The sequence below is a fragment of the Candidatus Binatia bacterium genome (genome assembly GCA_036493895.1).
Lineage (GTDB): Bacteria > Desulfobacterota > Binatia > UBA1149 > CAITLU01 > DATNBU01.
Window position 1 is genome coordinate 88,195 of the sequence record DASXOZ010000013.1, and the last position, 18,438, is coordinate 106,632.

Genomic DNA, 18,438 nt, shown 5'->3' on the forward strand with positions numbered 1-18,438 from the left:
CTCAACCCGCCGACGCGTAGACGTGGTCGGCCGCCTCGATCGCTTCGCCGCCCGGCACGGCGAGTCCTTCGCGGCGAAGCTCGGACTCGAGAGCCAGCAGCAAGCGGCGCACGTTGGCAGGCCTGCTCGATTCTCCCATCAGGCCGATACGCCAGACTTTGCCCGCCAGTGGCCCGAGCCCCGCGCCGATCTCGATCCCGTGATCGAGCAGCAGGCGACGGCGAAGCGCTGCCTCGTCGATGCCACCAGGCACTTCGACGCTGTTCAGCATCCACAGGCGGTGTCCTTCCTGGGCGGCCGCCTTGACGCCGAGCGCGGCCAGGCCGGCCAGCAGCGCGTGGTGGTTGCGCTCGTGGCGCACGAAACGGTCCTCGAGCCCCTCTTCGAGCACGATCGAAAGCGATTCTGCGAGCGCGTAGATCATCGAGACGGGCGCGGTGTGATGGTAGAGGCGCTGGTTTTCGAAATAGGCACCGATCAGGCCGAGGTCGAGATACCAGCTTCGCGGCTTCGATTTTCGCGCGCGCACGACTTCCATCGCACGCTCGCTCATCGTCAGCGGCGACAGGCCGGGAGGGCAGCTCAGGCACTTTTGCGTGCCGCTGTACGCGGCATCGATGCCGATCTCGTCCACTGCGACCGGACAGCCGCCGAGGGACGTCACGCAATCGACGAGCAGCAGCGCGCCGGCGTCGTGCGCGATCCGGCCGATCTGCTGCAGCGGCTGCCAGGCTCCGGTCGATGTCTCGGCGTGGACCACGGCGACGAGCTTCGGCCGTGCGCAGCGGGCAACCGCTGAAGCGACGTCGTCAGGATCGGCCACGCGCCCCCACGGCACCTCGACCGTCTCGACGCGAGCGCCCAGGCGGGTGGCGACCTCGGCCATGCGTGTGCCGAACACGCCGGCGACGACGACGACGATCTCGTCGCCGTCCTCGACCAGATTCGCAAAGCACGCCTCCATGCCTGCCGATCCGGTGCCCGAAATCGGCAGCGTCACCGAATTGGCAGTGCCGAACACCGTCCTCAGGTCGGCCTGAACCTGCTCGAGGATCTCGAGGAACCAGGGATCGAGATGACCGACCAGCGGACGCGCCATCGCGGCGTAAACCCGCGCGTTGACCATCGAGGGACCGGGACCGAGGAGAAGCCGCGACGGCGGCGCGATGCTCGACATGTCGCCCGATAGCGCGGGAGCGCCATGCTTCGCAAGCCGGCGGCGGCTCGGAAGCGGGCGCAACCTGGCGACCGGCGGCTGTCTGGCGACCCGATCGCGAGCGGACGGGAACTTTTCGCCGGATACCGATCGGCGTGCTGCCGATGCTGCGCTGCGTCCCGATCGTCCCGGCGGGTGCACACGCAGGCATGCCCGCGCTCCCACCGCAGCCGGGGCGCGGGTATAGTGAAAGATCGGAGCAGTTCCGCACCGATGCAGGATAACAGCCCACGTTCTTTCGCCGAGCGCCCGGTCGTCGCCCCCGCGACGACCCAGGATGCGCTGCAGGCCGCGCCGCACCTGGCCACCGCGCCGCCAGCCGGCAGCGACCGGCGCGTCGTCGACGCGATTCGCGAGATCGTGGGCCCGCGCGGCATCGTCGACGGCGCGAGCGCTCGCAAAGTCTACGAGTGCGACGGCTATACGCTCGAGAAATCGGTGCCCCGCCTCGTCGTGCTGCCCGCGACCACTGAAGAGACCTCGCGCGTCGTGTCCGTCCTGGCCGGCGCGGGCATTCCGTTTGTTCCGCGCGGCGCCGGCACCGGCGTCTCGGGCGGCTGCCTTCCGCTCCAGTCCGCCGTGATGATCGGCACCTCACGCCTGCGCCGCATCCGCAGCATCGACGTCGAGGCACGCACCGCCGAAGTGGAAGCGGGAGTCGTGAACCTCGAGGTTTCGCGCGCGGTCGATGCGCACGGGCTCTACTATGCGCCCGATCCTTCGAGCCAGTCGGCATGCAGCATCGGCGGCAACGTCGCCGAGAATTCGGGCGGGCCGCACACGCTGAAGTACGGTGTCACCGTCAATCACGTCCTCGCGCTGGAAGTCGTGCTGCCCGACGGCCGCGTCATCTGGCTCGACCGCGAGTACGACGCGCCCGGTTACGATCTCGTCGGCATTTTCACCGGCAGCGAAGGCACGCTCGGCCTGGTCACGGCGGCGCGCGTCCGCCTGATGCGCAAGCCCGAGTCGGTGACGACGCTTCTCGCAGTATTTCCCGGCGTCGCGCAGGCGAGCCGCGCCGTTTCGGCAATCATCGCGGCGGGCATCATCCCGGCCGCTCTCGAGATGATGGACGCGCTCGTCATCGAGGCCGTCGAAGCTGCCTACCACTTCGGCTTTCCCGCGGGCGCCGGTGCGGTGCTCCTGATCGAGCTCGACGGCATCGCAGCCGGCCTCGATGCGCTCGCCGCCCGCGTCCACGACTGCTGTACCCGCGAAGGGGCAAGCGAAGTGAAGCGTGCGGCGGGCGAAGAAGAGCGCGCACTGCTGTGGAAATCGCGCAAGCGCGCGTTCGGCGCGATGGGACGGCTCGCGCCGGCCTATTGCACCCAGGACGGTGTCGTCCCGCGCAGCCGCCTGCCCGAGATCGTGGCGAAGATCGCCGAAGTCGCGTCACGCTACCACCTTCGCATCGCGAACCTGATGCATGCCGGAGACGGCAACATCCATCCCCTCGTGCTCTACGACGAAGACGTTCCCGGCGAAGTCGAGCGCGTGCTCGCTGCCGGAAACGAAATCCTCACCGCGTGCATCGAGCTCGGCGGCTCGATCACCGGCGAGCACGGCATCGGCATCGAAAAAATGGCGCTGATGCCGAAGTCGTTCACCGCACCGACCCTCGCGGCGATGGAGGACATCCGGACGGCCTTCAACCCGCGAGGCCTGTGCAATCCGGGCAAGATCCTGCCGTCCTCGCGCACCTGCGTCGAAGTTCGTCGCCCACGTCCCCGGGGCGGCGGATGAGCGCGGCGTCCGCAGTTGCAAGACCTCGCCTGGATCCGGCGTCGTTCCCGTCGATGGGGCCGGGCCAGCTCCGGCCGGGCCGCGACAATGACGCCATCGACGGGCTGGTTCCGCAGGCGGTGATCACGGCGCGCGAGACGGCGCACGTCGTCGCGACGATCGAGGAGGCCCGTGCGAAAAAGCTTGCCGTGGTGCCGAGCGGCGGCGGCACGCTGCTGCACGTCGGCGCCGTCCCGCGCGCCTACGACATTCGCCTCTCGATGACCGCGATCGGCAACATCGTCGAGGAGAACCCCGAGGACATGACGGTGACCTGCCAGGCGGGAGTCTCGCTGTCGAGGTTGCAACGCAGCCTGGCCAAGCAGGGCCAGCGTCTTGCGATCGACGCGGCCCGCGAAGACCGCGCCTCGATCGGCGGCATCGTCGCCGCCAACGCGACCGGCGGGCTGCGCCACGGTTTCGGCCTGCCGCGCGACCTCGTGCTCGGCGCGACGGCGATCGACGGTTGCGGGCGCGAGATCGTCGCCGGCGGCCGTGTCGTCAAGAACGTCGCCGGATACGACCTCGTGCGGCTTTTCGCCGGGTCCTGGGGCGGCCTTGCGATCCTGACCGAGCTGACGCTGCGCACGCATCCTCTTCCCGCCGCGGCAGCGACGCTGGTGTTCGAATTCGTCTCGGCGAGCGAGCTGGACGCGGCGCGCTCCCGCCTGGCAGGTGCCCAGCTCTCGCTGTCGGCGATCGATTTTACAGTGGACACCACGGAAGCGATGCCGCTGTGGATCCTCGTCGTCCGGATCGAGGGAACAGAAGAAGAAGTGGGCTGGCAGGGCGACGCCGTCTGCGCGCTGGTCGGACGCCAGCCGGCCGATGCCGCCGAAGAATGGGAAAGCCCCGCGCATGTGGATGACGGCCACGGGACGAGCGTGCGCGTGGCCGCGGCGCCGCAGGACATCGTCGGCGTCGTGCGCGACGTCTGCGCGAAGTGGAAACAGAGCGCAGCGTCCCAGGGAGGGCAGGCTGCGATCCGCATCGCGGGGCATCTCGGCGCGGGCATCGCGAGATTCCATCTCGCCGGAGCAGAAGCAGGCGAAGCAGACACGGCCAGCGCAGCGCTCATCACGGCCACCGCCGTCGGCGGCCTGGTCCGCGGGCGTGTCATCGAGAGAGCGCCCGCGCAGCTCAAGGCTCTCTACGATGTGTGGGGACCGCCGCCCGCGTCGATCGGCCTGATGCGCGCCATCAAGCGCCGTTTCGATCCCGACGACGTGTTGTCGCCTGGCCGCTACGTCGGAGGACTTTGATGGGCGGCCCGGGTCTTCCGTGCGTGCACTGCGGCCTGTGCCTCGACACTTGCCCGACGTATCGCGTCCTCGGCACCGAAGCCGATTCCCCGCGCGGACGAATCTACATCATGGAGGGCATCCGCGACGGAGAGCTCGAATTCGACGACGAGGCGGCGCTGCACCTGTCGCGCTGCCTCGGCTGCCTCGCGTGCGAGAGCGCGTGTCCGTCGGGCGTCTCCTTCGGCCGCCGCATCGAGGAGTTCCGTCCTCGCCTGGCCGAGCGCACGGGCAGCACGCGCCGCTGGCAGGACCTCGCGCGCAAGGCCTACACCAGCGACGCCCTCGTCGACGCCGGTGTCAAGGTAGCTTCCCTTCTCGACCGCGCAGGGCTCGGCGGCGTAAGAAGGAAGGTGCCGGGACTCGGGCTCCTGCCTGGCTCGCTGCCGGGCTCCCAGCCGTCCTCGAGCGCCGGCGTTTCTCCGCTTCGCCGCAGCACCAGCCACCAGCCGCTGCGCGCCCGCGCGCGGGTGGCCGTGCTGACCGGCTGCGTCGCCGACCGCGTGCTTCCCGACATCAACCGCGACACCGTCGAGGTGCTGCAGCGCAACGGAATCGAGGTGGTGGAGGTCGCCGGGCAGCAGTGCTGCGGCGCGCTCGCGCTGCACGCCGGGCTCACGAGCGATGCGGTCGAGTTGGCTGCCGCGAACGCCAACGCGCTGGCGGGGTCCGACATCGACTTCGTCGTCACGACGGCAGCGGGCTGCAGCGCGATGCTTCGCGACTACGCTCATGTGCTGGCCGGAACCAGCGCCGCCGGCCGCGGCGAGGAGCTGGCATCGATGAGCCGCGACATCTGCGAGCTTCTCGTCGAGATCGGATTCGACGCGCCCGCCCGGCCGCTGGAAGCGCGCGGCAACGTCGCTTTCCACGACGCCTGCCACCTGCTGCACGCGCAGGGAATCTCGTCGGCGCCCAGACGCGTGTGCGAGGTCGCGCTCGGGCGTGCGCCGGTCGATCTCGGGGAGAACGCGATCTGCTGCGGAAGCGCCGGCAGCTACAACATCGACCATCCGGTGCTGTCGGCCGAGATCGGCGCACGCAAGGCGGAGCTTGCCCGCGAGCGCAAGGCGACTGTGGTCGCTGTCGCCAACGTCGGGTGCATGCTTCAGATCGGACAGGCCGTTGCGCTGGCCGGGCTGCCGACCCTCGTCAAGCATCCGGTTCAGCTGCTGGCCGAGGCATACCGGCGAAGCGACACGGGTGCCTGAGTCCGGGATGGCACCCAGCGAAGCGATGGGGAATGATGAGACCCGCATCCAGACACGACAGGGAGGTCCACCATGGGTTTCGCGTTCACCTGCATCGGATTGCTCGGCCTTCTCGTCTTCGGCCTCGGCCTGGGCGTTTCGCTGAGGCGCGGCAGCACCAATCGCGCGATCGGGCACGAGCTCGATCCGACCGACACCCTGCACAAGTGGGTAAGGGCGCATGCCAACGCCTGCGAGTACGCGCCGATGCTCGCCGTGCTGATCTACGCCCTGGCCAGCACCGGCCCGAGCAAGTGGCACAATTTTTTGTTCCTTGCGGCGGTCGTCGTTCGCTACTGCCATGCCGCCGGGATGATCGCCTCGCCGACGCTCGCCGAAGGCCATCCGCTGCGCTTCGTCGGCGCGCTCGGCACGTACGTGGTCGGTCTCCTGCTGTGCATGTCGGCGCTCTTTTAAGCGGTCCGCAGGCTGCAAAAAGCCGTCCATCGGCGGCCAACCGGAAACGGGTGAGCCGCGCGCGTCCGCGACAGACGCGAAACCCGGCTCAGCGAGGCTTGTAGTCGCGGTCCATCACGGTCTTTCGACCTTCGGTCCGGGCCTGGTCGATCGCGCGGTCGGTGTGCTCGCGAACGATGTCGGACAATTCGTCGAGCACCGATTCCGACATGTTCATGCCCGCGCGAGCGCGGATGTAAGTCTTCAGTTTGGAGGCGACGACGAGCACGTCGTCGGGAATCGCCGGCGCGGACGGCGGCGGCTGGGTCCTGGCGTCGACCACGATGCGGCGCGGCGCTCCTTCCGCGGAAGCCCTTTGCTCCGACTCCCACTCCCCGCGAGCCGGCGCGCGTTTCTGTTCGGCCCACGCGTCGCGGTGGCGCATCACCGGTACGTGCTCCTCCCAGCAGGTTACCGAGCAGAACACCGGATGATTTCGTCCGGTCGTGCACGTCGAGACGCTGCACTGGTAGTACTCGGACTCGAAGCCGAGGTCCCGCTTGCAGACTCCGCATCGTTTCCAGGAGACAGAAGACTTCACGTCGGTCATGGCACAAATTCTCTCAGTGCAGCCCATAGTCGACGGGCGCGTCGAATTCGAAACTCGCATCGGGGTATTCGGGGGGGATCGCAGGAAAAGGGCTCGCTCGCCGCACCAAGTCGAGAGCCGCCTGGTCGAGCAGATCCTGGCCGGTGCTGCGCACAATGGAGGCTTCGAGCACGCGCCCGCTGCGGTCGATGCGGATTCTGACGGACGCATGGCCCTGGAGGCCGCGACGCTTCGCGAGCACCGGGTATTCTTCCTTGTGGCGGTGCAGCCATGCGGACAGCAGCTCCAGGTAGCGCACGCCCGCCGATTCTCCCCAAGACGGCGCGCTCGCAACGGCACCGCTCCCCGAATCGCCGCCGGTCGCGCGACCGTCTGCGGTTGCCGCGGCGCTTGCGGGAGCAACCGATGCGATTGCCGGCGCAGGCTGCGGAGCGGGGGGTTTTGCGGTTTTGTTTTTTTTCGGCGCCGCGACCAGCGGAGGAGCCGGCGCAGGGGTCTCGTTGCCGGTCTCCACTTTTGCTGCCGGCTCGATGACGGCCGGCGCCGGCGAGTCCTTTGGCGGCGCAGGCGGCTGCGCAGCCGCCGGAGCCGACGCTGCCGCAGACTGAAGGCGATCGGACGGGATGCCGGGACCGGCGGTCCTGGTTCCCGCAGGCACAAGGCTGAGCAGCAGCGGCGCCCTCGGCATCGCAAGCTCGACGACGACCTGGTGCCGAAGCAGCAAAGCCAGGACCATCGCGTGCAGGACGATCGACAGGGCGACCGATACCGACTGCCGCGACGCAAGCACCGTCACGACCACCACGCCGCCCGCTGCTGTTGCATCGCTCAGTCCGCCGGCTCGTCCGCCGCGGCTTCGGCCGCTCCGAACAGCATCAGCAGGTAGCCGAGCAGCTCGGAGGATTCTTCGACCAGCTCCTTGATCGGGCGGTAGATGCTCTCGTCGAGTACGGCGAGCCACAGCACCTTCTGGCCCATGATCTGCGCAAACACGACGACCGTCAGGAACCCCGCCAGAAGCAGCGCGAACGACGAGCTTCGCGAGAACGTCGCCAGCTGCACGAACAGCCGCTCGCGACCACGCACCACCACCGACAACGCCCATGCCAGCGGGATCATCGCGACCCACACGTACCCGTCGCGCCAGCCGAGCTCGAGCGAGACGTTGTCCAACTCGCGGGCACACGCGATCAGCGAAAGCGCCGAGAAGAACTGGAACAACAACGAATAGCGCGGGCGCCGTCGCGACAGCACGAAGAACCACGCGGCCGTCGAGAACGCAGCAATGAGCTGCGCGGTCTCCACCGGGCCGTCGTCGCGCATCAGCCAGTGCAGGTCGTGGGTGCGGGCGCCGGTGACGATCGATTCGAACGCGAGCGCGACGATCGCCGCATAGATGAAGAAGCGGATGATCAGGAATGCAGCGGGCCTGACGGCGGAGACGTCCATGATGGGGCAGGCCCGGCCCGACGCCGGTCCGGTGCCATGCTAGCCACGCCGCCCTCGCGTTGCATCCCGCAGGCTGGAGTCGTCGGCTTTGACGGCGGACAATGAGAGCCGTGAAGCCTTCCTCCGGACACGACTCCGTGCACGAAGTGCTGGCCGAGAGGCTGGCCGCCGCCCACGCGGGTCACACCGATCCCCGCGCCCGCCGCCTGCTGGAAAGCCTCGTCGAAGAAGCGATCGGCCTGGTCGCCGACGGCACCGACGTCGTCGATCTGAAGCTCGTCACGGCGGCGTTCTCGGAGATGCGCCGCGCGCTGGCGGTGTTCCGGCCCTGGAGCGCCGGCCCGCGCAAGGTGACCGCGTTCGGGTCGGCCCGGACCACGCCGGACCAGCCGGTTTATCGCCTGGCCCACTCCTTCGGGCAGCGGATCGCGGAGGCCGGTTTCATGGTGATCACCGGCGGAGGTCCCGGGATCATGGGCGCGGTCGTCGAGGGCGCCGGCGCGGAGCACAGCTTCGGCGTCGGCATCCGCCTTCCGTTCGAGCAGCAGCCGCACGAGCTGCTGCGCGAGGACCCCAAGCTGTTCGAGTTCAAATACTTCTTCACGCGCAAGCTGTTCTTCCTGAAGGAAGCGTGCGCCGTGGCGCTTTTTCCCGGCGGCTTCGGCACCCACGACGAAGGCTTCGAGACGCTGACGCTGGTTCAGACCGGCAAATCGCGGCTGCTGCCGATCGTCTGCCTCGACGTCGAAGGCTCGGATTACTGGCAGGTCTGGAACCGTTTCGTGCGCGAGGAGCTGCTCGCTCGCGGCCTCGTCAGCGAAGACGACCTCGCGCTCTACCGGATCACCCACGACGTCGACGACGCGGTCCGCGAAATCGTTTCGTTCTACCGCGTTTTCCACTCGATGCGCACGATCCGGCGAACGACGGTGATCCGTACGAACCACGACGTCGACGATGCCGTCCTCGGTACTCTCTCCGACGAATTCGCCGATATTCTCGGCGGCCGCCCGGTACGCCGCATCGCCGCGATGAAGGAAGAGAGCGACGAGCCGGAGACGCTGGCGCTGCCGCGCCTGGCGATCGAGTTCAACCTGCTCGGCTTCGGTCGCCTGCGACTGCTCATCAACCGCCTGAACGAGCTCGGCGCGGCTGCGGGCTGACGCGCCGAGCTGGATTCGCGTCGCGGCGACGGGACGCGTTCGCGCTGCCCACGCTTTGCCCGATGGGCTCCAGCGTCAGCGGTCGAGGCTCGCGACGATCGTCTCGACGTCCTCGAGCCGCTGGGCGGAGTGGGGCGTGCGACCGCACATCGGTCCCATGCCGATGAAGCGGATGTTGGCGGCCGCGGCGGCCGCGAGGTCGGTCGCCTGGTCGCCGACGTACACTGCCTCCGCAGCAGAAACACCGAGACGCGCCAGGCAAAGCTCGAGCATGTCCGGCGCGGGCTTGGGATTGGCGACGTCGAGCACGCCGACGGCGAGATCGAACAACGGTTCCAGCGCGAAGTGGCGAAGGACGCCCTGCGTGGTCTTGCCTCGGTTGGTCGCCATTGCCGTTCGGTAGCGCTTCCTGAGCGACTCGAGCGTTTCACGCAGCCTCGGCTTCGGCTGCATCAGCGGGAAGAACGGAGCGTAGTCGGTCTGGCGCGAAACGGCCTGCACTCGGGCGAGCAGCTGCGGCTGGTCGCCGAACATTTTCTCGAACAGCTGCGCGGACGCGAGCGAATGATAGGCCGCCTCGGCCGATTCGGGCACCGGCGGCGCGCCCGACGCGCGCAGCACCTCGCGGTAGAACGCGAGGTTGGCGGGCTCGGAGTCGAACAGCACTCCGTCGCAGTCGAAAATGAGCAGTTGGATTGCCATTCGGCCTTTTCCGCCGGGTTTGGCTGCAGCGCGGGCCGCGTTCGCGTTGCGCACCGCCTCTCGCCTGAAAAGCGCTTCAGCCCGCCTCGGTCACTACCAGATCGAGGCGCTTCTTCCAGAGCGCGCGCCGCGCGGCCCGTTCGTCGGAAGAAATCGACGGCTCGAAGACACGATCGGCAACGAAGGCCGACGCTGCTTCCCTCGGCCACACGCCGGTGCCGACGCCCGCCAGGCGCGCCGCTCCTAGCGCAGCCCCGTCGGTGACCGCCGATCTCTCGACCGGGATCCCGAGAAGATCGGCCTGGGCCTGCATCAGGAAGTCATTGCGGCTCGCGCCACCGTCGGCCCTCAGCGAAGAGGGCGCCGCGACGCCTTCGGCGATACTCTCGGCAACGTCCGCGACACGGTGGGCGATGCCCTCGAGAACGGCGCGCACGATGTGCGCGCGCGTCGAGCCTCGCGACAGGCCGCCGATCATCGCTTTTGCCTGTTCCAGCATCACCGGAGTTCCCAGTCCCTGGAAAGCCGGGACGGCCCAGACGCCGCCGCTGTCTTCGACGCTTGCCGCTAGCCGCGCCGTCTCGGCGGCGTCTGCGACCACCCCGAGACCGTCCCGCAGCCACTGGACCGCCGCGCCGGCCGTCACGACCTGACCTTCGAGGCTGAGCACGGTGCGACCGTCGTAGCGCCACGCGACGATCGGGTAGGTGCCCGCGCCGCCGAACGCCACGGATTCGCCGGAATTCATCGTGATCATCGCCGAGGTGCCGTACGAGCACTTGGCCTGGGAAAGTTCGACGCAGCCGAGGCCGAACAACGACGCCTGCTGGTCTCCGGCCATCCCCGCAAGCGAAACTTCGGCGCCGAAGCCGGCAACCGTGGTCCTTGCCAGCTCCCCGCTGGAGTCGACGAGCTTCGGCAGAATCGCCGGGTCGAGGCCCAGGGCTGCGAGGGGACCCGGATCCCAGTCGTTCTGGAAATAGGAGTACAGGCCGGTCGTGCTCGCGTTACCATGGTCGCTGATGTGAACGTCTCCACACAGGCAGGCGGCGAGGAAAGCGTTCGGGGTACCGAGTCGAAGACGGCCCGAGGCCGCAGCTTCGCGCGCCGCGGGCACGTTTTGCAGGATCCACTCGGCCTTGGACGCCGCCATCATCGGCGTGATGTAAAGGCCCTGGTCCTGCAGCTCGCGGCAGCGGTCGGCGCCGCGCGTATCCTGCCAGATGAGCATCGGCGACAGCGGCCTCCCGGCCGGTCCGTCCCATGCGACGATCGACGATCGCTGGTTGGTGATGCCGACCGCCGCAACGTCGCGCGCCGTCGCTTTGGCCGCGGCGATGGCGGCGTCGATCACTTCGCGCATCGACGTTCGGATCGCGTCGGGATCCTGCTCCATCCATTGCGGTCGCGGATAGTGGCTCGCGATCTCGCGGTACGCCGAAGCCGCGACGTTTCCTTCTTCGTCGAGCAGCAGCGCGCGCACGCCCGTCGTGCCGGCATCGATTCCCATGACCAGTCGCGCCATCATCAGCTCCGTCGCCACCGCGTCGCGTTCAGACGTCGATGAGGACGCCGGGATTGAGGATTCCCGCGGGGTCGAATGCACGCTTGAGCGCGGCCAGCAGTGCTACTCCCTCTCCGAGCTCCTTGCGCAGCCACTGCTTGCGCACGCGGCCGATGCCGTGGTGGTGCGAGATGGTCCCGCCGAGCTCGATCGTCGTCTCGATGGTCGTGCGCCACGCCTCGTCGTAGATCGTGACGGCAGCTGCAGGGTCGCTCTCGGCGGCGACGAACGTGAAGTAGATGTTCGCGCCCTGCGTGTAGCAGTGCGACACGTGCCCCGACATGGCAAAGACACCGTTGATCTTCGCGCCGCGCGAATTGACGGTCTCGAACAGCTCCCCGATGCGATCCCAGCCGATGGCGACCTCGATGGTGTCGGCCACCAGCCCCTGGGCCAGCAGCTTTTCGAACGACGGCACGTGGTTTCGATGATCGAGCCAGCTGCGCAGCGGTGCCTCGCCGAGATCGGCGCCGCCGCAGGACGCGACGATTGCCGCGGCCGCCTCCGCTTCGGGCCGCACGCGCGCGGCCGTCCCTTCGCTCATCACCAGCAGCACCGGCTTCCCCGCGGCATCGACGGCGAAATTGCGTCCCGCTTCGGTCGCGTCGTAGAGGCGCGTCACGGCCGGGGTCCAGCCCGCTCGAAGGATGAGGCGCAAGGCATCGAGCCCGTCGGCGATCGAGTCCATGCGGAAGGCGCGGCCTACCTGCAGCTCCGGCGCCGGGTGGATGCGGAAGGTCAGCTCCGTGAACACGCCGAGCGTGCCTTCGCTGCCGAGGAACAGGTGCCTCAGGTCGGGGCCCGCGGCGGCGCGGGGCACCGGCGCGAGCTTCATGCGGCTTCCGCCCGCGAGCACGATTTCGCAGCCGAGCAGCATCTGCTCGATGTTGCCGTACAGCGTCGACAGCTGTCCCGAAGCGCGCGTCGCGCACCAGCCTCCGACGGTCGAAATTCCGATCGACTGGGGCCAGTGGCCCATCGTATAGCCGCGCGCGGCAAGGGCCGCCTCGAAATCGCTGCCGCGCATTCCCGGCTCGACGCGTACCGTCAGCGACTCGTCGTTGATCTCGAGAAGGCGATCCATGCGGCCGAGGTCGAGGATGATCTCGCGGCCCGACGCGAGCACCGCGCCGCAAACGCCCGAGCCGAGCCCGAACGGGACGACCGGCGTTTTCGTCTCATCGGCAAACGCGAGCACGGCGGCGACCTGGCCTGCGTCGGCCGGGCGGGCGACCAACGCCGCGCGAGGGGCCCCGTCGATGCGTGACGCAAGCAGCGATCGCATCCAGCTGTCGCGGCTCTTCGCTTCGACGGCCGAGGCGTCGGTAAGGATTTCGAGCCCGGGAACGCTGCGGGCAAGGGCTTGGGCAAGGTCGGATGCGGAAATGGGCGAGCTCATCGCGTGTGTCTCCTCTTCGGTCGAAGCAGCGTCGCCGCGCGTGGCCGGTCCGTCCGCGCTGCCGTGGTCTCAGGCCGAACGCACCAGCTCGAGCTCGGCGCGCCACTGCCGGGTCGTCGCGTCGATCTCTGACGCGGCACGCGCCTGGTCCCAGCCCAGCAAGCCGCCGAGAACTCCGGCCGCATCCGGAGCCGCGACAATCGCTGCCGCGGTATCGAACATGGCGACGCGGCAACGGCGCCTCAGCAGGTCGTCGAGCGACGCTACCATTTCGTGGGAAACGGCATGTTCGACCTCGGCGTGCGTCAGCTCCTCGAGGCCGCCTACCGGCTGCGCCAGAGCCGGTTCGTCGCGGATTCGTCCGATGATCGCTGCGGCGGCTACGCCGTACGTGGACCACAGCCGGGTTTCCAGTGCCTTGCCAGCCGCGTCGGCGGCGATCGAAGGAGCGGTGCCGCGTGCCTGCTGCTGCTCGTGCTCATCGCCACCGGCCAGGGCGACTGTTGCGGAGTCGACGCCTGCGGGCGCGCTCTGGCCGAGAATGCGGAACACCTCCGCGCAGACGCGCTCGGCCATGCGCCGGTACGTCGTCAGCTTGCCGCCGGCGATCGCGACGACGGGGCCGGGGCCGGTGAGGATTTCGTCGCGCCGCGAGATCTCGGACGGCGCCTTTCCTTCCTGCGCGAGAAGCGGACGCACGCCGGACCAGGTTCCGACGATGTCCGCGGCGCGCGGTGCGTCGGCGAACGTCGCCGCCACCGAATCGAGGAGGTAGCGGGCATCGGCGACCGATACTCCCGGCTCCTCGGGCGCGCCTTCGTAGTGCGTATCGGTGGTGCCGATGTAGACCGCGCGTCCGCGCGGCACGACGAACGTCGAACGACCGTCGGGCGAGCGCAGTACGACGCTGTGGCGCACGGGCAGCTTCGCGCGCGGGACCACGAGGTGGATGCCGCGCGTGAGCTGCAGTCGCGCTCCGCCGGCGCCGGCACCCGGCGTCATCGACTGTACGCGCTCGAACCAGGGACCCGCGGCGTTGACCAGGCAGCGCGCACGCACGACGAGGGATTCGCCGGTCACGCGGTCGCGCACGCAGACGCGCAGGCCTGCCGGATCGGCGGCAACCTCGACGACTTCGGCGTAGGACGCGACGACGGCGCCGAGGGCGAAGGCGCCCTGGACGGTCTCGAGCACGAGGCGGGCATCGTCGGTCAGGTATTCCTGGAAAACGACGGCCCCCGCCAGCGGAGACGGCCTCAGGCCGGGTTCCTTTTCGAGGGCCCCGCGCCGGTCCAGCACCTGGTAAGGGTCGCCTGCCTGTTCCCCCGCAAGTTTCTCGAAGGTCCACACGCCGGCCTGCATCTTCATGCGCCCGGCCAGCGACGCGGTCGGCATCATCATCCACAAAGGCTCGGCCAGGTGCGGAGCCAGGCGTCTCAGCACGGCTCTTTCGCGTGCCGCCTCGCGCACCAGGGCCACGTCCCCCTGGGCAAGGTAGCGAAGGCCGCCATGGATCAGCTTCGAGGAGCGGCTGCTGGTTCCGGACGCGAAGTCGCCTTTGTCCAGCAGCACGGTCGCAAGGCCGCGAAGGGAAGTCTCCCGGGCCACCCCGGAGCCGGTGATGCCGCCGCCGATCACGACCACGTCGGCGACGGACGAGGCGGCGCGCTCGAGGCCCCGCCGCCTGGCGCCGAGATCGAAAGGAGTGCCGGGCACCCGCGCCGCCTACGTCCGCGGCGACCTGGAGTCAACAAAGGTGTCCCGTGGCACTCGCCGCCGGCCGCTCGCGACCCGCCACGATGCCTTGGCGACGCATCCGGGGGCTATGACGCCACGCATCATCTTGAAAATACGACGATTTTCGTTGACAGGCTCGAACACGTTTCAGTAAGAAGCGCTGCCACCTCGCACGGGCACTGCAACCTTGATGGCCTCACCCCTTCGCCGAAAGGCCCCCTCGAACGGGCTACTGCGGATCTCGGATCTCTCCCGTGAAACGGGAGTGTCCACTGCGACGATCAAGTTCTACATCCGCGAGAAGCTTCTTCCTGCTCCCACCCTGAAGACGGGCCGCAACATGGCCTACTACGATCGCGCGTTCGTGACGCGCATCCGTTTCATCAAGGAGCTGCAGCAGAAACGGTTCCTGCCGCTGGACGTGATCAAGGCGATCCTCGACCAGAACGATTCGATCATCAGTCCTCGCGAAGTCGATACCCTCCTGGGTCTGGAGGGAACGTTCTACGAGGCGATTCATTTCACGCCGGGACAGCTTCCGATGACCGTCGAGCAGGCGGTCGACAGGTTCCACATCGAACGTGAGGAAATCGAATTCGCCGTGCGCCAGGGGGCGCTCGAGCCGGTGGACAGGGCCGGCACCCGCTACTTCGAAGGAGACGACCTGCTGATGCTCGAGACGATGGCCGAGCTCGAGCAGGCCGGACTGCGCCAGGATCTGATTCCTCAACAGGTCTCGCTGCCGATCTACGTCGATGCCGTCGAGAAGCTCGCGCGCGAGGAGCTGAAAATGTTCTCGCGCGCAGTGACCGGGAAAGTCGAGGAGGGCCAGGTCGCCACCATGGCGCTGGCCGGCGTCAAGCTCGTCGAACGATTCATCGTGCTGCTGCGGCGCAAGCTCCTGCTCAGGCTGATCCAGGAAATGCGCCAGGAGAAGGAAGAGGGGAAGAAGGCCAAGGTCGCCGGCTGAGCCGGCGACGGCAATCGCCGGCTCAGCCGGCGGCGGAGGGCAAACCGCCGGCTTCGCCGGCGGCAGAAGGCAAGCAAGGTCCGCAGCGTGCGATCCGGAGAAGGGTCGGGTCGCACCGGTAGAAAAGCGAGGGATCATGAGCCAAGAAGCAGCAGCTCCTGCGGCGACGACGCCGGCGGAGCCCCGCAAATCCAAAACCGTATGTGTCGAAGATCCGGCCACGACGATGGTCGAGCCGGATACGATGACGCCCCTGCAGTTCTACGATCGCATCTTCGCCGAGGCTTCCCTGGTGCCCGAGAAGCGCCTGATGCTGGCAGTGCTCGAAGACGCGATCGCGTCGTTCCAGCGTGCGTTCATCCAGCCGAAGGTGATGCTGGAAGACGCCGAGGATTTCGACGTCGAGGCGTGGCTCCAGTCCGACGACATGAGCTGGCCGTTCTCGTTTGCGAGCATCTGCCAAGCCCTCGACATGGAGCCGGAGTACCTGCGCGTCGGCCTGGCCGACTGGCGCTCCAGGGCCCAGCGCGACGGCATGAAGGGGCAGGTCTACCGCTTCCCCTTCCGCCGCGTAAATGGGCGCCGCCACAGCATCAATGCCAAGCGCGAGCGGCGCCGCGTACGCCACGCGAAAGCCAGCTGACTGTCGTCGCGGCGGGAAAGGACGCAGCCACCTGCGCGTCCTTTCCCGACCGCATCACATGGGGCTTTGTTCGAAGCCCCCGCATGCACGGTTCAGAAAGCAGGCTCCCCCGTCCCACGCTTTTGTGACCCCCGTCACGAAAGAGTTCGCGCATTAGTGATCGTCGTCACGCAACTGTCGAGACATTTCACCAGAAATTCGCAGGGAACTATTTCTCTGGCTTTTCAGGGGTGTAAGGTTCCAGCGGGCGCGTCTGTGTCGGGACCAGGTTGTAGCCGCGCTCGTGCGCGCTGCTTGCGACCCGCCGCGCGCGCTCGGCAGTGCCAATGGCGGAGTCCGCGAGCGATATCAGTCTAGCCATCCTCAAGCGCGCCCACGTTCTGGAGGTCGCCCCTGCGGCGGACCTCGAGAGACTGGCCCAGAGGTGCACGGTGCAGCGTTTCCGACGCGGCTCGGAGATCATCCGGCGCAGCGCCCCGGGGGAAGCGCTCATCGTCGTCGGACGCGGCCGCATCAAGGCGACCGTCCCGTCGCCCAATGGCGACGGCGAGTTCCTGATCGGCGTGTACTGGCCGGGCCAGGCGTTCGGCGAGATCCCGATGTTCGATCCGAGTGCCCAGCCGGCGGCGGCCACGGCAGTCACCGAGGCCGAGGTCGTCTTCGTCCCGCGCGCGGACCTGCTCAGCCTGATGGAGAGGCGGCCCGCCGTCGCGATCCGCATGGTCGAAGCACTGTGCGACCAGCTGCGCTCTGCCGTCGAGCTCAATCTCAGCCTTCGCTTCCTCGACCTGCCATCGCGCTTCTACCAGAGACTCGCGTATCTCAGCCGCCACGACTCGCGTCGCGACGGCGCGAGCCTGTTGATCCACCACGGGCTGTCGCAGCAGGAGCTGGCCGATTCGATCGGAGCGTCACGCGAAGGCCTGAACAAGCTGATCGCCGACTGGAAACGAGCAGGGCTGATCGAGTCGGGACGGGGCTTCGTTCACATCACGGACTGGGCTGCGCTCGCCGAGCGCATGCCGAGCGCGGTGCGCCAGAATTTCTCATTCGAGGACGACGGCGGACTGACGGAACCGCCGCGGCGCCGGCCGGGAAGTCGCGACTGACAAAAAAAGGCCGGGTACCTGTGGAGGAGATCACAGGAACCCGGCCGCTCGGGGCGGCAGGATCGCGGGGCCGCTTCCGAGACTGGACCGTCGTGGACGGCTTGCAGTGCCGTGTAACACGGACGAGTGCCTCGCGTCTGTGAGCCCAGTCATAACATCCTAAAAAAATCGCGGGGTTGTGCGCGAACTGCGCTCCGCGGCGGCCGGCGGCCCTGCTGGTGCGGGAAAGAGTCCCGCGGAGGGGGCTCAGGCCGCCCCTTTGTGCTCGATCTCGACGAACCCCGGGTCGCGGACGGCCGGGGAGGCGGCCATTGCCAGTCCAGGCGGGTCCTTGACCAGCACGTAGCAGCGACCGGCCTCGACGAGGCCGCGATCGCGCCACGCCGCGAGCTGCCGATTGACGGCTTCGCGCGAAGCTCCGATGCCGGCCGCGAGCTCGGCCTGGTAGAGCCCGTGCTCGATCAGCAGCCCGGCCGGTGTCGCACGCGAGCGCGTTGCGGAAAGCTCGACCAGCTTACGGTAGAGGCGGTCTCCGACATCGAGGCAGGCATTCTGCGTTGCCAGCTCGATCACGCGGCGCAGCTTGGTCGCGATCGCGGAAACGAAACGGATGGCGACCTTGGAGTTGCGCGAAAGCAGCAGATCCAGCGGGCGCTTGGGGATGAAGAGCACCGTGCTCGGCTCCAGCGCCAAGGTCTCTCCAGGCTCCGCCGATTTCTGCCTCGCCCAGCACCCTTCGGAGATGATCTCGCCCGCCTCGACGATCCCGAGCGCGAACTCGCCGCAGGAAATTCCTCGCGGCATCGTCGTCTTGACGCGGCCCTCGATCAGCACGACGCACTCGTCGACGCTGCCGCCCCGCAGCACCGTGCGTCCGCGCTCGAAGCGGCGCAGCAGCGCCGACTCGGCAAGCTTCTGCAATTCCTCGTCCGATGCGCCGGCGAACACGTCGAGGCCGCGCAGGGCTTCGACCTTGCGAACCAGTGCCGGTGACACCGGCAACATCGTCGCGCCGACAGCAACGCGAGGCTCGGAATGATTTACGAAGGAAGGCGTGATGCTCATGCTCAACTCACCGCAATCGACAACCCCGGCCAGACCATTCGTCGGCAGAGCCGTATACGCCAATCGGGGGGGTAGACTA

General features: G+C 68.2%; 17 protein-coding genes. 8 read left to right on the plus strand and 9 right to left on the minus strand.

Going from position 1 to position 18,438, the window contains the following annotated elements; genetic code table 11:
• Position 1: 1 nt before the first annotated feature.
• Positions 2-1,177, minus strand: coding sequence for an alanine--glyoxylate aminotransferase family protein (locus VGK20_02400; protein HEY2772884.1), 1,176 nt, complete (start codon positions 1,175-1,177; stop codon positions 2-4).
• 252 nt (positions 1,178-1,429) lie between these two features.
• On the opposite strand from VGK20_02400, the gene VGK20_02405 reads away from it, so the two are divergent.
• The 4 genes from VGK20_02405 (at position 1,430) to VGK20_02420 (ending at position 5,969) form a co-directional block, all read left to right on the plus strand.
• Positions 1,430-2,962 carry an FAD-linked oxidase C-terminal domain-containing protein gene (locus VGK20_02405; GenBank protein HEY2772885.1) on the plus strand — a complete coding sequence of 511 codons (1,533 nt, stop codon included), beginning with the start codon at positions 1,430-1,432 and terminating at the stop codon, positions 2,960-2,962.
• Positions 2,959-4,263, plus strand: a complete 1,305-nt coding sequence (locus VGK20_02410) for an FAD-binding oxidoreductase (protein ID HEY2772886.1) — start codon at positions 2,959-2,961, stop codon at positions 4,261-4,263. The genes VGK20_02405 and VGK20_02410 overlap by 4 nt, the downstream gene beginning before the upstream one ends.
• On the plus strand, positions 4,263-5,513 hold the full coding sequence (locus VGK20_02415) for a (Fe-S)-binding protein (protein ID HEY2772887.1): 1,251 nt from the start codon (positions 4,263-4,265) through the stop codon (positions 5,511-5,513). The genes VGK20_02410 and VGK20_02415 overlap by 1 nt, the downstream gene beginning before the upstream one ends.
• Positions 5,514-5,585: 72 nt before the next feature.
• Entirely contained in the window at positions 5,586-5,969 is a 384-nt protein-coding gene (locus tag VGK20_02420; GenBank protein HEY2772888.1) for an MAPEG family protein, read from the plus strand.
• Positions 5,970-6,057: 88 nt separating this feature from the next.
• Here VGK20_02420 and VGK20_02425 read toward each other — a convergent pair whose 3' ends face one another.
• The 3 genes from VGK20_02425 to VGK20_02435 are packed head-to-tail and all read right to left on the minus strand — an operon-like array spanning position 6,058 to position 8,007.
• Positions 6,058-6,558: a hypothetical protein gene (locus VGK20_02425; GenBank protein HEY2772889.1), complete on the minus strand. Its 501-nt coding sequence runs from the start codon at positions 6,556-6,558 to the stop codon at positions 6,058-6,060.
• 13 nt (positions 6,559-6,571) lie between these two features.
• Positions 6,572-7,363 carry an energy transducer TonB gene (locus VGK20_02430; GenBank protein HEY2772890.1) on the minus strand — a complete coding sequence of 264 codons (792 nt, stop codon included), beginning with the start codon at positions 7,361-7,363 and terminating at the stop codon, positions 6,572-6,574.
• A gap of 23 nt (positions 7,364-7,386) precedes the next feature.
• Entirely contained in the window at positions 7,387-8,007 is a 621-nt protein-coding gene (locus VGK20_02435) for a hypothetical protein (protein HEY2772891.1), read from the minus strand.
• Positions 8,008-8,117: 110 nt separating this feature from the next.
• Here VGK20_02435 and VGK20_02440 point away from each other — a divergent pair, with 110 nt between their 5' ends.
• Positions 8,118-9,170 carry a TIGR00730 family Rossman fold protein gene (locus VGK20_02440; protein ID HEY2772892.1) on the plus strand — a complete coding sequence of 351 codons (1,053 nt, stop codon included), beginning with the start codon at positions 8,118-8,120 and terminating at the stop codon, positions 9,168-9,170.
• Between the two features lie 75 nt (positions 9,171-9,245).
• Here VGK20_02440 and VGK20_02445 read toward each other — a convergent pair whose 3' ends face one another.
• The 4 genes from VGK20_02445 to VGK20_02460 all read right to left on the minus strand — a co-directional run bounded on the left by VGK20_02445 (position 9,246) and on the right by VGK20_02460 (position 14,551).
• Complete coding sequence (locus VGK20_02445) at positions 9,246-9,872, minus strand: HAD-IA family hydrolase (protein ID HEY2772893.1); 627 nt, start codon at positions 9,870-9,872, stop codon at positions 9,246-9,248.
• A 76-nt stretch (positions 9,873-9,948) separates the two neighbouring features.
• A complete protein-coding gene (locus VGK20_02450; protein HEY2772894.1) occupies positions 9,949-11,415 on the minus strand; it encodes an FGGY family carbohydrate kinase in 1,467 nt (488 codons plus the stop codon).
• A gap of 10 nt (positions 11,416-11,425) precedes the next feature.
• Complete coding sequence (locus VGK20_02455) at positions 11,426-12,835, minus strand: FAD-binding oxidoreductase (GenBank protein HEY2772895.1); 1,410 nt, start codon at positions 12,833-12,835, stop codon at positions 11,426-11,428.
• Positions 12,836-12,904: 69 nt separating this feature from the next.
• Positions 12,905-14,551 (minus strand): glycerol-3-phosphate dehydrogenase/oxidase, encoded by a 1,647-nt coding sequence (locus VGK20_02460; protein HEY2772896.1) that lies wholly within the window; start codon positions 14,549-14,551, stop codon positions 12,905-12,907.
• A gap of 211 nt (positions 14,552-14,762) precedes the next feature.
• Between VGK20_02460 and VGK20_02465 the strand changes: the two genes are divergently transcribed.
• The 3 genes from VGK20_02465 to VGK20_02475 all read left to right on the plus strand — a co-directional run bounded on the left by VGK20_02465 (position 14,763) and on the right by VGK20_02475 (position 17,294).
• The gene (locus VGK20_02465) at positions 14,763-15,542 is read left to right on the plus strand and encodes a MerR family transcriptional regulator (GenBank protein HEY2772897.1); all 780 of its coding nucleotides are present in this window, start codon (positions 14,763-14,765) and stop codon (positions 15,540-15,542) included.
• A gap of 136 nt (positions 15,543-15,678) precedes the next feature.
• On the plus strand, positions 15,679-16,185 hold the full coding sequence (locus tag VGK20_02470) for a hypothetical protein (protein HEY2772898.1): 507 nt from the start codon (positions 15,679-15,681) through the stop codon (positions 16,183-16,185).
• A gap of 326 nt (positions 16,186-16,511) precedes the next feature.
• A complete protein-coding gene (locus tag VGK20_02475; protein ID HEY2772899.1) occupies positions 16,512-17,294 on the plus strand; it encodes a Crp/Fnr family transcriptional regulator in 783 nt (260 codons plus the stop codon).
• Positions 17,295-17,540: 246 nt separating this feature from the next.
• Here the strand turns inward: VGK20_02475 and VGK20_02480 are convergent, their stop codons facing one another.
• A complete protein-coding gene (locus VGK20_02480) occupies positions 17,541-18,359 on the minus strand; it encodes a Crp/Fnr family transcriptional regulator (GenBank protein ID HEY2772900.1) in 819 nt (272 codons plus the stop codon).
• Positions 18,360-18,438: the final 79 nt, after the last annotated feature.